11 protein-coding genes and 1 riboswitch are annotated in these 12,239 nt (G+C 71.0%); of the genes, 5 read left to right on the top strand and 6 right to left on the bottom strand.

The window, feature by feature from the left end; genetic code table 11:
• Positions 1 to 59: 59 nt before the first annotated feature.
• Complete coding sequence (locus tag ABT114_RS17150) at positions 60 to 680, bottom strand: CGNR zinc finger domain-containing protein (RefSeq protein ID WP_351143738.1); 621 nt, start codon at positions 678 to 680, stop codon at positions 60 to 62.
• 37 nt (positions 681 to 717) lie between these two features.
• Between ABT114_RS17150 and ABT114_RS17145 the strand changes: the two genes are divergently transcribed.
• On the top strand, positions 718 to 1,188 hold the full coding sequence (locus ABT114_RS17145; protein WP_351143270.1) for a VOC family protein: 471 nt from the start codon (positions 718 to 720) through the stop codon (positions 1,186 to 1,188).
• A gap of 24 nt (positions 1,189 to 1,212) precedes the next feature.
• On the opposite strand, the gene ABT114_RS17140 is transcribed toward ABT114_RS17145, so the two are convergent.
• The gene (locus tag ABT114_RS17140) at positions 1,213 to 2,550 is read right to left on the bottom strand and encodes a tetratricopeptide repeat protein (RefSeq protein ID WP_351143268.1); all 1,338 of its coding nucleotides are present in this window, start codon (positions 2,548 to 2,550) and stop codon (positions 1,213 to 1,215) included.
• A 270-nt stretch (positions 2,551 to 2,820) separates the two neighbouring features.
• Here ABT114_RS17140 and ABT114_RS17135 point away from each other — a divergent pair, with 270 nt between their 5' ends.
• Entirely contained in the window at positions 2,821 to 3,339 is a 519-nt protein-coding gene (locus ABT114_RS17135; protein WP_351143266.1) for a DUF6668 family protein, read from the top strand.
• A gap of 59 nt (positions 3,340 to 3,398) precedes the next feature.
• The gene (locus ABT114_RS17130; RefSeq protein ID WP_351143264.1) at positions 3,399 to 3,986 is read left to right on the top strand and encodes a flavodoxin family protein; all 588 of its coding nucleotides are present in this window, start codon (positions 3,399 to 3,401) and stop codon (positions 3,984 to 3,986) included.
• 102 nt (positions 3,987 to 4,088) lie between these two features.
• Here the strand turns inward: ABT114_RS17130 and ABT114_RS17125 are convergent, their stop codons facing one another.
• The 4 genes from ABT114_RS17125 to ABT114_RS17110 form a co-directional block, all read right to left on the bottom strand.
• Positions 4,089 to 5,024, bottom strand: coding sequence for an ABC transporter permease (locus tag ABT114_RS17125; RefSeq protein ID WP_351143262.1), 936 nt, complete (start codon positions 5,022 to 5,024; stop codon positions 4,089 to 4,091).
• Positions 5,011 to 5,991: an ABC transporter ATP-binding protein gene (locus tag ABT114_RS17120; RefSeq protein ID WP_351143260.1), complete on the bottom strand. Its 981-nt coding sequence runs from the start codon at positions 5,989 to 5,991 to the stop codon at positions 5,011 to 5,013. Before ABT114_RS17120 ends, ABT114_RS17125 begins: the two co-directional genes overlap by 14 nt.
• Positions 5,992 to 6,019: 28 nt before the next feature.
• Positions 6,020 to 7,270 (bottom strand): LolA family protein, encoded by a 1,251-nt coding sequence (locus ABT114_RS17115; protein ID WP_351143258.1) that lies wholly within the window; start codon positions 7,268 to 7,270, stop codon positions 6,020 to 6,022.
• A 483-nt stretch (positions 7,271 to 7,753) separates the two neighbouring features.
• A complete protein-coding gene (locus tag ABT114_RS17110) occupies positions 7,754 to 8,764 on the bottom strand; it encodes a polyprenyl synthetase family protein (RefSeq protein WP_351143256.1) in 1,011 nt (336 codons plus the stop codon).
• A 417-nt stretch (positions 8,765 to 9,181) separates the two neighbouring features.
• On the opposite strand from ABT114_RS17110, the gene ABT114_RS17105 reads away from it, so the two are divergent.
• The gene (locus ABT114_RS17105; RefSeq protein ID WP_351143254.1) at positions 9,182 to 11,185 is read left to right on the top strand and encodes a CocE/NonD family hydrolase; all 2,004 of its coding nucleotides are present in this window, start codon (positions 9,182 to 9,184) and stop codon (positions 11,183 to 11,185) included.
• A gap of 394 nt (positions 11,186 to 11,579) precedes the next feature.
• Positions 11,580 to 11,751: riboswitch (cyclic di-AMP (ydaO/yuaA leader) on the top strand.
• 3 nt (positions 11,752 to 11,754) lie between these two features.
• Positions 11,755 to 12,237: a transglycosylase SLT domain-containing protein gene (locus ABT114_RS17100; RefSeq protein ID WP_351143252.1), complete on the top strand. Its 483-nt coding sequence runs from the start codon at positions 11,755 to 11,757 to the stop codon at positions 12,235 to 12,237.
• Positions 12,238 to 12,239 lie beyond the last annotated feature (2 nt).

The raw sequence follows: 12,239 nt of genomic DNA, 5'->3' as shown, positions 1-12,239 counted from the left end.
GGTGGACGCCTGACAATTCTGCCGTGGTGGACCTGACCTGGGGCATTCGTGACCAGGGACTATTCGGCGCCCGACCGGGCCGACCGGCTCGCGCGTGCCCGGTGTGCCCGCGCCTTCTCCCGGTTCCCGCAGTGCTCCATCGCGCACCAGCGACGGCGGCCCGGGCGGGAGGCGTCGACGAAAAGCAGGTAGCAGTCGTGGGCGCCGCATTCGCGGATGCGGTGGGCGTACGGCCCGGTGAACAGGTCGATCGCGTCCCGGGCGAGCGTCGACACCAGGTGGGTGGCGGTGGCGCCGGAGGCCCAAGCGCGAGTGCCGTCCGGGGTGAGGCGTGAGCCGAGCGGGGGCCCGGCCGCCGCCGCGTTGACGGTCTCGACGTGGTCCGGCCGCAGCGGGCGGCCGTGGGCGCGGTCGGCGGTGAGCAGGAACAGGGCGTCACGGAAGGCCCGGACACGCCCCAGCTCCCCCTCGGACACGGCGAGCTCCAGACCGTCCGGGAGGCGGCTGCGGTCGGCCCAGGCCGCGAGGTCGGCGGGCTCGTGCAGCACCTCGTGGCGGGCGAAGGCGCCCGGTCCGCCCGTCGTCAGCAGCTCCAGACAGAGCGCTCCGGGGTCGAAGCGGTAGGGCTTCCCCTCGTACGACACCAGCGTCAGACCGGGGGACTCGCCCGGCGGTTCCATTGCACGCCCGCTCACGTAACCACTATAAGTGGTTAGCATGACGCAGACGCCTGCTCCCGCCCCGCTGCACTGGAAACTCGTCATCGACGCAGCCGACCCGCACGCCCAGGCCGACTTCTGGTCCGCCGCGCTCCACTACACGGTCGAGGACAACAGCGCGCTCGTCGAGCGGCTGCTGGAACTCGGCGCCCTGCCGGGCGCGGCCACCGTGGAGTTCCACGGCCGCCCCGCCTTCAGGGACCTGATCGCCGTACGGCATCCGGACGACCCGTACGACAAGGACAGCGGGACCGGGCTCGGGCGGCGGCTGTTGTTCCAGCGCGTGCCGGAGCCGAAGACCACCAAGAACCGGCTGCACCTGGATCTGCACCCCGGCAAGGACCGACGGGCGGAGGAGGTCCAGCGGCTCCTGAAGCTAGGGGCGAGCGTGCTGCGGGAGGTGAAGGAGCCCGGCGGCGAGTGGGTGGTGATGGCGGATCCGGAGGGGAACGAGTTCTGCGTGCAGTAGGGGTCGGCGTACTGGTCCACCGGCCTACTGGGAGCCCGAGTTGCGGGCCGCCCGTTCGGCGAGGCGGTTCATCCGGGCGCGGGCGGAGTCCAGTTGACCGAGGTCGTCGGCGGCGGGCCCGTCCTCGAACGTGAGGTCGGTCCACAGGGCGAGGAGATCCTGCCCCAGGTGCAGGCCCTGTACGGGGTCACGCACCGCACGCCAGGCCGAGGCCGCGCTCTGGATGTTGCCGTACGCGGCCTCCGAGTCCCGGGCGCCGCGGTGGACGCGGGCCAGGTCGAGGGAGAGGTGGAAAGCGCGGAGCGGGTCCCCCGCCAGGTAGGCGATGTACGCCGTGAGTTCGAGCAGCCGGAGCACCTCGGGGTGTTGCGGCCCGAGCCTCCCCGACGCCTCGGCCACGGTCCGCTCCGCGAGTCCCGCCGCCGCCTCGATCTCCCCCGCCTTCACGGCATCGGCGATCCGCGCCATCGGCTCGGCGAGGAGGGCGGCAGCGCCGGTGTCTCCGGACGCGGTCAGCGGATCGTCCCCGAGTACGGCTTCGGCGACCGCGTCGAAGCCGCGGGCGGGGGTCGGCTTGGGGTCGGGTTCGGGGACGGCGTAGGGGTCGAGATGGGGTTCGGGCTGGGGTTCGGGGTGGGGTTCGGGGGCGGTGGTGAGGGGTGCTGCGGGTGCGTGCCCCATCGAGGGGCCGGGTGCCGGAGGTCCGTCGATCGTCGGTGGCGGGGATCCGTCCATCATCGGTGGCGGGCCGAACTCGCCCGTCGGGGCGGCGGCCGTGCCGTAGGGCGTGTCCGTCGGCGACTCCGGCACCGCGCGGAGGCGGAACGCAGGGGCGGGGTCGCCCGGCAACTGCGGCTCCGCTTCCACCTCAGGGTGGGCTTGTGCTTGTGCTTGTGCTTGGACTTCCGCTTGTGCCTTCGTTTGGGCTTCCGCCTGTCGTTCCGGCACCGCGCGCAGGACATGCGTGAGCTGCTCATGACGGGCCGGTGCGGTGCTCTGCGGCTTCCAGGCCGGTGCGACGTCCTCCGGCGGCTCGGAGCGGACCGGCTCTCCCGTGAAGTGGCTGGAGCCGTCCAGGTCCACTCGAAGGGGGACAACGTAGCCGATACGGTCGTCCTGAACCATGGCGAGGACCGGGTGACCGGTGGCGAGGGCGATGCGGTGCAGGTGGCTCAGCACGGCGTGCTGGACCTCCTCGCCGGGGGCCGGGACGACCGGTACGCCGCCTATCGACGCGCCGCCCGCCCCCGGTCCGGCCGCGGGGACACGGACGTCCAGCGGTGCCACCACGGGCGTCGCGGGGACCGCGGAACGCGCGGCGCGCTTCTCTTCGCGCTTCTTCTCGCGGCTGAGTCGAGACATCGCTTCCCTCACTCGGGTGCGTCGGGGAGTCGGCGGTCGGCACGGGCGGGTTCCGCGGGTTCCGCAGTCTCCATGGTGCCCCTTCCCGGCGCCGGGCCACCGCTCCCCCAGCGGCAGGATCCGGTCGTACAGGTACACGGTCGAGTCTCTCCGCCCACTTCCGGTGCACGTGTCACCACAAGGTCACAGACTCGTCCCAGGGCCCCGCCCGAGGTGCCGGAACCGTCGCTGGTGGAGTGAGGATCGAGGCAGACGAGGGAGGAGCACGGAATGCGGGACGGCGGTGTGCGGCAGGGGCCGGAGATCTGGATCCGGGGGCCGGTGAGCCCGCCGGAGCAGGGGGCACGGGAGCCCGATCACCTCCACGGCACCCCGCGGCGCTTCTCCTGGGTCGCCACGCACGGCGGCGCGGGCACCTCCACGCTCGCGGCCGTCTACGGCGGTCAGGACTGCGGCCGCGACTGGCCCGGCCCCGGTGATCCGCCGTCGATGCTGCTCGTCGCCCGGACACACGCGGCGGGGCTGGACGCCGTCCTGCGCACGCTGGAGATGTTCCGGCGCGGGGAGGCCCCGGCGGGGCTGGACCTCGACTCCGTGGTGCTCGTCGCGGACGCGCCGGGCAGGCTGCCGCGCCCCCTCGCCCAGCATGTCGCGCGGATCGAGTCAGTCATCGACGTCCACCGCGTGCCGTGGGTGCCCGCCTGGCGCCTCGGCGACCTGAGCGGGGAGCCACCCCGGGAAGCCCGGACACTGACTCGACTCATCGGATATGATTGCACGCGCATGTAATGTAGATGCATGTAACGCAGGCGCGCGCAATCGCCGTATGCCGATCATTTGGGGGAGTCATGGGCCGCCGTTTCCTGTTCGTGCTGGGCAGCAGCCGCAGCGAGGGCAACACCGAGTTGCTGGCGCGCAGGGCCGCCGAACAGCTGCCTGCGGACGTCGAGCAGGAGTGGATCAGCCTCGCCGAGCACCCCCTGCCCGACTTCGTGGACCTGCGCCGCGACAGCGACCACGTGCGCCCGCCCGCCGGGGACAACGTGGCGCAGCTGCTCGACGCCACGCTCGCGGCGACGGACATCGTGATCGCCTCGCCGCTCTACTGGTACTCGGTGTCCAGCCTCACCAAGCGCTACCTGGACTACTGGTCGGGCTGGCTGCGCATCCCCGGCGTCGACTTCAAGGCGACCCTGGCCGGCCGCACCCTCTGGGGCGTCACCGCGCTCGCGGACGACGAGCCGGCGGTCGCGGACCCACTGATCGGCACGCTCAACAACTCCGCCGCGTACATGAAGATGCGGTTCGGCGGGGTCCTGCTCGGCAACGGCAGCGCGCGCGGCGACGTACTGAAGGACACGGCGGCGCTGGCGCGCGCGAAGACGTTCTTCGCGCAGGAGGCGCCGCTCGCGCGCTTCCCGCACGAGGGCGCGTGACCCCTCCCGTCCCGCCGTGTCGTGACCCGTCCCCGTCTTCGTCCCCGTCCCCGTCGCCGTCCCCGTCCCCGTCGTCCCGCCAGGACAGGTCTTAGGTGTGTCTTAGGTGCTGATGTCCTTCGTCGTGAAGCGGGCCCAGGCGGCGGAGCCGAACACCGCCGCGTACAGGGCCTGGAGGCCGAGGTTCTTCACCAGGTCGTCCCAGTAGACCGGTTCGCGCATCAGGTCGGCGAAGGACAGCCAGTAGTGGGAGAAGAAGTACGGCTGGATCGCGTGGAGCTGCGGGATCTGGTCGAGGATCTGGACGGTGATCAGCAGACCCACGGTCGTCGCCATGGCCGCGATGCCGCTGCTGGTCAGCGTCGAGACGAACAGACCGAGCGCCGCGACGCCGACCAGTGACGCGGCGACGACCAGGGCGATCAGCACCGCCCGGCCCAGGCCCTCGGCGAAGGTGATCCGGGTGCCGGAGATCGTCGTCAGGTCGCCGAGCGGGAAGAGCAGGGCCCCGACCGCCATCGCCGAGGCCGCGACGACGAGGGTGGCCACCAGACAGAAGGCCATCGTGGTCGCGTACTTGGCGAGCAGGAGCCGGGTGCGGCCGGCGGGGGCCACCAGGAGGTAGCGAAGGGTTCCGGCGTTGGCCTCCCCCGCGATCGCGTCGCCCGCGACGACGCCGATCGCCATCGGCAGGAAGAACGGGAGCGTCGCGGCCAGCGCCGTGAACACCAGGAACAGGCCGTTGTTGGTGACCTGCGAAATGAACGCCGGTCCCTCGCCGCCCCCACCGCCGACCGAGCCGCCGTCGCCGGTCTCGATCTTCACGGCGATCCCGACCAGGATCGGTACGGCCGCCAGCACGCCCAGCAGAGCGAGCGTGCGCCAGCGCCGGAAGGTGATCACCAGCTCGCTACGGAGGAGACCGAAGGTCCACAACGGACTGGGCCTGCGCGGGACTTCGACCTCGCCGACAGTGGTGGCGGAAGCGGCAGCAGCAGCAGTGGTAGTGGTAGTGGTGGCCGGCTCAACCTGCGACATCGAACCCCTCCCCCGTCAGGGCCACGAACGCGTCCTCCAGGGAGGCCCGTTCGACCCCGAAGCCGCGGACCCGGACACCGGCCGTCACCAGCGCGGCGTTCACCTCGGCGAGGTCGCGGTCGCGATCCGGTGGATCGCCGGTCACACGGTCGTCGGTGACGACGACGTCGCCGACGCCCTGCTCCTTCAGCACACGGGCCGCGTCGCCCGGGTCGGGCGTGGTCACCACCAGTCTGCCGCGCGCCCCGGCGGCCAGGTCGGCGACCGCGCCCTGGGTGACGAGCCGCCCCTGTGCCATCACGGCGGCATGCGTGCACACCTGCTCGATCTCGTCGAGCAGGTGCGAGGAGAGGAAGACGGTCGTGCCGTCGGAGGCCAGCTCCCGTACCAGGGCACGGATTTCCCGCATGCCCTGCGGGTCGAGGCCGTTGGTCGGCTCGTCCAGGACGAGCAGGCGGCGCGGCTGGAGGAGGGCGGCCGCGAGGCCGAGCCGCTGCTTCATGCCGAGGGAGTACGCCTTCGCCTTCTTGCCCGCGGCGGCCGTCAGGCCCACCCGGTCCAGCGCCTGTGCGACGCGCGTACGCCGGGTGCGCGGGTCGGCTGTCGGGTCGGCCGCGTCGTATCTCATCAGGTTGTCGCGGCCGGAGAGGAAACCGTAGAGGGCCGGGCCCTCGATGAGGGTGCCGACCTGCGGCAGCACGGCGCGCGAGGCGCGGGGCATGGGCCGCCCCAGCACCCGCGCCGTGCCCGAGGTGGGCTCGATCAGGCCCATCAGCATGCGGATGGTGGTGGTCTTGCCGGAGCCGTTCGGACCGAGGAAGCCGAAGACGCTGCCCGCCGGGACGGTCAGGTCGAGACCGTCGACGGCGAGCTGTCCGCCGCGGTAACGCTTGGTGAGGCCGCGGGTGTCGATGACGCCGACATCCGCGTCCTTCGGGTGCGGTTCCGTGGCGGACAGCTCGTCCATCGGCTCCCTCGATTCGTCGTGCTCGTGCTCACTGTCCGGTGTTGGCGGCCTTCACCAGCGCGTCCTTGGTGACGGCGCCGACGTACACCTTGCCGTCGTCCGTGATCAGGGCGTTGACCAGGCGGGTGGAGAAGACCGTGCCCGAGCCGAACTTGCCGGTGACCTTGTCGCCGAGCGAGCCGAGGAAGCCGCCGAGGTCGCCGACGGAACCGAAGCTGCCGGAGGTACCGGAGGGCAGGCCGCTCTTGCTGCCGATGTCGAAGGAGGCGACGGAGTTCCAGCCCTCGCCGATGACCTTCAGGCCGTCGAGACCGTCGAGACCATCGGCTTCCTTGACGAGGTCCTCGTCCGACTTCCCGCTCTCCTGGCCGTGCTCGGTGGCGCCGTCCTCGGTGACCTTGGCGCCCTTGGGCGGGGTGAAGTCGAAGGTCGACGCGGCCGGCTTGGCGAAGCTGACCTGGGTGAAGCCCGCGTCCACGACGGCGGCGCCGCCGCTCGCCGGGGTCAGCGTGAACTTCAGTGGCAGCCCCGTCTTCGCGTCCACTGCCACGCTGATCGCGCCGACCGTGGTGCCGGACTGCTTCGGCTTGATGAGCAGCTTGTAGGCATCCCGTCCGGCGACCTGCATGGTGCCGTCGACGGTCACGGACGTGGTGTCGTCGACCGACTTCAGGGCCTCCTCGGTGAGGTCCTTGGGCGTGGCCGGGGCGTGGTTCTCGCTCTCCTGCCCCTTGGTGGCGCTGTCGTCCGCGGTGGCGTGGTAGACCTCGTTGGACTTGCTGTCGTAGCCCCAGACGTCCTTGCCGTCGTGGATGAGGCTGTACTCGGCGGCGTTCTCCAGCAGCGAGAGCTTCTGCCGGTCCGGGCCGTCGGCCGCGACACGCAGGGTGTGTGTGCCGGAGGCGAGTTCCGTCAGCTTGACGGACGGGTCCGCGGACGATCCGTCGCCGCCGGACTGCGTGGCGCCGGAGAGCAGGCCGCTCTCCAGCCCGCCGAGGTTGGGCAGCCCCAGGTCCGTACTGATCTTCACCGTGCCGGACAGCTGCTCCACGTCCGACTGGGCGATCTTGTCGATGAGTTGCTGCGCGGTGATCTTCGGCAGGTCGGGGTCGCCGGAGGAGGCGAGCGCCGGGACGAGCCCGATGGTCGCCGCGGCCACCCCCACGACCGCGACCGGGACGACGTACCGCGCTGCCGTGCGCCGCCCGGTACGCAGGTCGTCGGCTTCTCCGGCGGTCGTGGTCGTGGTCGTGCTGTCGTCGGATTCGTACGGTGCCATGTGTGCCTTACCTCCGTCGTCGGCGGCGGCTGTCGTCTCGGCGTGTCCTCGCACTGGTGGTCCACCCTGAGCCGCCATTCTCACCCGAATCGGTGAGGAGTGGTGTTTTCCGTGGTGTCCATCTGACCAAATCGGCCCTAAGGAAGCGTCAGACCGCGGGCTCAACTCCGCGTACTGCTGGGGTATGACACGAGGGTGCGGCACCTCACCCGACCCGTAGGGGTCGGGGACACCGCACCCGGCCACATCAGGTGGACCCGTCCGATCCGTCAACACTGCGAGGGTCTGGGGCGGAGCCCAGCCACAGGCACAGGGGCCGAAGCCCCGCCAGGGGGACAGGGGACGGAGTCCCGTCAGGGGTGCAGGGGACGGAGTCCCGTCAGGGGTGCAGGGGACGGAGTCCCCGCCGGGGTCTGGGGCGGAGCCCCGGAGCGAGGGTCACCTTCCACCCAACCGAGTCGGGCGGGTGGGTGGGCAAACCCCCTACCCCGCCCGATGCACCACCGCATCACACACCTCAACCAACGCCCTCTTCGCGTCGCACTCCCGCAACGGCGCCAACGCAGCCCGCGCCTCCTCCGCATACCGCACGGTGTCCCGCCGCGCCTGCTCCAACGCAGGATGCGCCCGCAGCGCCCCCAACGCCTCCGCCAGCCGCGCGTCATCACTCAGGTCGGAGTCCAGCAGCTCGCACAGCGCGACATCCTCCGCCAGCCCCAGCCGCTCCGCCCGCTCCCGCAGCCGTAGCACCGGAAGCGTGGAGATGCCCTCCCGCAGATCCGTCCCGGGCGTCTTCCCGGACTCACGGGAGTCCGACGCGATGTCCAGCACGTCATCGGCCAGCTGGAAGGCGACTCCCAGCCGCTCCCCGTACTGCGTCAGCACGTCCACGACCGTCTCGTCGGCCCCGGACATCATCGCCCCGAACCGGCACGACACGGCCACCAGCGACCCGGTCTTGCCGCCCAGCACATCCAGGTAGTGCTCGACCGGGTCCCGCCCGTCCTGCGGCCCCGCCGTCTCCAGGATCTGCCCGGTCACGAGCCGCTCGAACGCCTCCGCCTGCACCCGCACCGCCTCCGGCCCGAGGTCGGCCAGGATGTGCGAGGCCCGCGCGAACAGGAAGTCACCGGTGAGGACCGCGACCGAGTTGCCCCAGCGGGTGTTCGCGCTGTCCACCCCGCGCCGCACCTCGGCCTCGTCCATGACGTCGTCGTGGTACAGCGTGGCGAGGTGGGTCAGCTCCACGACCACCGCCGACGGCACGATTCCCGGCGCGTACGGGTCCCCGAACTGCGCCGCGAGCATCACGAGCAGCGGCCGGAAGCGCTTCCCGCCCGCCCGCACCAGATGCTGCGCGGCCTCCGTGATGAAGGGGACCTCACTCTTGGTGGCCTCGAGCAAGCCTTCCTCGACAGCCGCCATCCCGGCCTGAACATCGGCTTCCAGAGCCTGGTCCCGCACGCTCAGCCCGAACGGCCCGACGACGGTCACGAGGGGTCTCCTGTCTGCTGGTGTCCACTGGCGCTTACACGGTTTGTCGATAGGTCGCTGCCACCACTCAAGTCAGCGTATCCGGTCACGTTTCGATCACCGATAGCCCCCACGGTTACAGGCCAGGCGGTACCGGATCACGCCCGGTATGTTTCTGATCAGTTGATAAGGACAGATTTTCATCGAATTCTGCTGACATCACAAAGATTGTCGGCATACGAGGAAGCAGGGATCCGTGCCCCGAGCCGTACGTCGCCGGGCGCCGTCACCCGGCCGGCCGAAAGCACCCGACCGAGTCCGCCCTCGCGCCCTACGCGATGCGCCGCACGACGCGCCGCACGAGGCACCGCACGAGGCACCGCAGGATGAGCCGCTCGACTCGCCGCACGGTGCACCCCGTCCGCTGAGGTCACCCCGATGAGCCCGACGAACCCGCGCATCCGTACGTCCTTCCCCTACGAGACGACCCACGAGGACCTCCGCATCCCGTTGCCCGACGGAACCCGGTTGTACGCACGGGTGTGGCGCCCCCTGACCAACGAGCCCGTACCGGCGCTCCTCGAGTACCTCCCGTACCGCCTGACCGACTGGACCGCGCCCCGCGACCACCAGCGCCACCCCTGGTACGCCGGCCACGGCTACGCCTCCGTCCGCGTCGACGTCCGCGGCCATGGCAACAGCGAGGGCATCCCCGCGGACCCGTACTCGGCGGTATATCCGGCCGACGGGGCCGAGGTGGTGAACTGGCTGGCCGCGCAGCCCTGGTGCGACGGCAAGGTGGGCGTGTTCGACATCTCCTGGGGCGGCTTCGGCTCCCTCCGCATCGCGGCCCTCGCGCCCGAGCCACTCAAGGCGGTCGTCACGGTCTGCTCCACGGACGACCACTATGACAACGACGTGCACTACCTGGGAGGTTCCGCCCTCGCCGTCGACATGCACGCCTGGGCGGCCACGATGCTCGCCTTCGTCGCCCGGCCGCCCGACCCGCAGTACGTCGGCGAGGCCTGGCGGGACATGTGGCTCGGGCGGCTGGAGGAGGTACAGCCCTTCATCCACACCTGGCTCGCCCACCGGACGCGGGACGACTACTGGAGGCCGAGCAGCGTCTGCGAGGACTACGGCGCGATCAGCGCCGCCGTCCTGGCCGTCGGCGGCTGGCACGACCCGTACCGCGACACCGTCCTGCGCCTGGTCGAACACCTCCCCGCCGACCGGGTACGCGGCCTGATCGGCCCCTGGTCGCACCAGTACCCGGACCGCGGCCTGCCGCCGGGCCCGGCGATCGGCTTCCTCCAGGAGACGCTGCGCTGGTGGGACCACTGGCTGAAGGGCCGGGAAACGGGCGCCCTCGACGTACCGCTCCTGCGCGCCTACGTGAGCGACTCCCACCCTCCGGCCACGGTGTACGAGACGCTGCCGGGCCGCTGGGTCGGCGAGCCGGCCTGGCCCTCCCCCTACGTGACGACGGTCACGTACCAACTCGGGGGCGCCCCTGTGCTCGTACGGTCCCCGATGCACACCGGAGTCGACGCGGGCCGTTTCCTCCCCTTCGGCGACGACGCCGACCTCCCGCCCGACCAGCGCGAGGAGGACGGGCGCTCGGTGTGCTTCGAGTTCGCGGTGGCGGAGGAGACCTGGGTGCTGGGACGGCCGCGGGTGCGGCTGCGGCTGGCCTCCGACGCACCGCGCGGCCAGGTGATCGCCCGGGTGTGCGACGTGGCGCCAGACGGCTCGTCGACCCTGGTCACGCGCGGCGTACTGAACCTGTCGGCGCGGTTGGGCCGGGACCGGTCCGTGCCGTGGCCCCCGGGCGCCACGGAGGACGTGACCTTCGAGCTGACCGGGATCGGCCACGCCTTCCCGCCCGGCCACCGCATCCGCCTCGCCGTCTCCTCGGCGTACTGGCCGTGGATCTGGCCCGAGCCCGGTTCGGCGGCGGGCCTCACCCTGGACCCGGCCGGCAGCGCCCTCGAACTGCCCGTGCGCACAAGGCAGTCGGCGGACATCCTGTTCGAGGAACCCGAGCAGGCCGATCCCCTGGGAGTGAACTTCCCCGCCACCCTCGAAGAGCCACGTCCCGCACGCCTGGCCGTACGGGACGTGGCGAAGGGCGAGTGGCGACTGGAGGTCGACCCGCGCTACGGCGGCACGCGCGTGTACCCCGACGGGCTGGAGTTCACCGAGGACGCGCTGGAGACGTACACGATCCAGGAGAGGGACCCCCTCTCCGCCCGCACCCGCTCCGACTGGTCAATCCGCCTGCACCGCCCCGACCTCATGTGGGACACGACGGTCCGGACCCGCTCGGAGATCGGCTGCGACGGGGCGGACTTCGTCACCTCCGACGAGGTGATCTGCACGGAGGGTGGCGAGGTGGTGTTCCACCGGACGTGGGAGAAGCGGGTTCCCCGGAACCCCTGAACGCCCGAAACGCCCTGAATACCCTGAACACCCAAAATATCCGAAATGCCGGTGACCCTCGCACCCCCGGAACGCCCCGAAACCCCCATACACCAGTGCCCGATTTGCCGTGATTGCTAGATGAATTCCTCTTAGCGGTAAATGCTCTACGGGCTGACAAACAGTGAGTTGGGTCACGCGAGCCGACAGGTGGTCACACTCCCCACCCACCCCCCGTTTCCCTTTCGCCGCAAGCGAGTTGCCCCTTGGCGGCTGCAAAGGATCAAGTAGCCCAAATGCCTCAGACCAAGGTCAACTGGGGTGAGGTGTGATTCCGACACTTGTTTCGGACATGTGCTCTCGCATACGTTCCGGCCTGTCGGGTGGACGCCTAATCCTGCCGCCGCCCAACACCACCATCAACGAACTCACTCGTAGGGCAGGAACGGGGGACCCAGGTAAGCCGCCGGACCGGGCATCGCACCGGAACGGCTAGGGGTTAAGTCGTGTCGCCGCAGGGCGGCGCGGCCGGGCACCTCCCCGCCCGAACCCGACAGCTCACCTCGTAGGCGCCGGAGAGGAATTCAGACATGATCGCTGCCGGTCAGAACCGTCGCGCCCGTCTCGTCCGCACCCTCGCCGTCGCCGGTACCGGCGCGGCCGTGCTCGCCCTTCCGCTCCTCGGGGCGGCCAGCGCCTCCGCGGCCACCACCACGTCCGTGACCGCCGCCCCGGCGGCCGCGACGACGTACACCAACAACCTCGACGGCTGGATCCGGGAGTCCCTCGCCGTCATGGCGCAGCACGGCATCCCCGGGACCTACAACGGCATCTACCGCAACGTGATCCGCGAGTCGTCCGGCAACCCGGCCGCCATCAACCTCTGGGACTCCAACGCGAAGAAGGGCATCCCGTCCAAGGGCCTGCTGCAGGTCATCGACCCGACGTTCAACGCGTACCACGTGTCCGGCACGTCGTTCAACATCTACGACCCGGTCGCGAACATCACGGCCGCCTGCAACTACGCCGCCGCCCGGTACGGCTCGATCGACAACGTGTTCGGCGCGTACTGACC

The organism is Streptomyces sp. NPDC002088, from assembly GCF_040296605.1.
Classification (GTDB): domain Bacteria; phylum Actinomycetota; class Actinomycetes; order Streptomycetales; family Streptomycetaceae; genus Streptomyces.
The sequence above is the reverse complement of the archived record's forward strand: the minus strand, read 5'-3'. Positions and strand labels throughout refer to the sequence as shown.

Bases quoted from the DNA above. Each gene is read 5' to 3' on its own strand.
- ABT114_RS17120 (WP_351143260.1), bottom strand. From the start codon at position 5,991: ATGGACGAGCTGTCCGCCACGGAACCGCACCCGAAGGACGCGGATGTC.
- ABT114_RS17125 (WP_351143262.1), bottom strand. From the start codon at position 5,024: ATGTCGCAGGTTGAGCCGGCCACCACTACCACTACCACTGCTGCTGCT.
- ABT114_RS17100 (WP_351143252.1), top strand. From the start codon at position 11,755: ATGATCGCTGCCGGTCAGAACCGTCGCGCCCGTCTCGTCCGCACCCTC.
- ABT114_RS17135 (WP_351143266.1), top strand. From the start codon at position 2,821: ATGCGGGACGGCGGTGTGCGGCAGGGGCCGGAGATCTGGATCCGGGGG.
- ABT114_RS17145 (WP_351143270.1), top strand. From the start codon at position 718: ATGACGCAGACGCCTGCTCCCGCCCCGCTGCACTGGAAACTCGTCATC.
- ABT114_RS17105 (WP_351143254.1), top strand. From the start codon at position 9,182: ATGAGCCCGACGAACCCGCGCATCCGTACGTCCTTCCCCTACGAGACG.
- ABT114_RS17140 (WP_351143268.1), bottom strand. From the start codon at position 2,550: ATGTCTCGACTCAGCCGCGAGAAGAAGCGCGAAGAGAAGCGCGCCGCG.
- ABT114_RS17150 (WP_351143738.1), bottom strand. From the start codon at position 680: ATGGAACCGCCGGGCGAGTCCCCCGGTCTGACGCTGGTGTCGTACGAG.
- ABT114_RS17115 (WP_351143258.1), bottom strand. From the start codon at position 7,270: ATGGCACCGTACGAATCCGACGACAGCACGACCACGACCACGACCGCC.
- ABT114_RS17130 (WP_351143264.1), top strand. From the start codon at position 3,399: ATGGGCCGCCGTTTCCTGTTCGTGCTGGGCAGCAGCCGCAGCGAGGGC.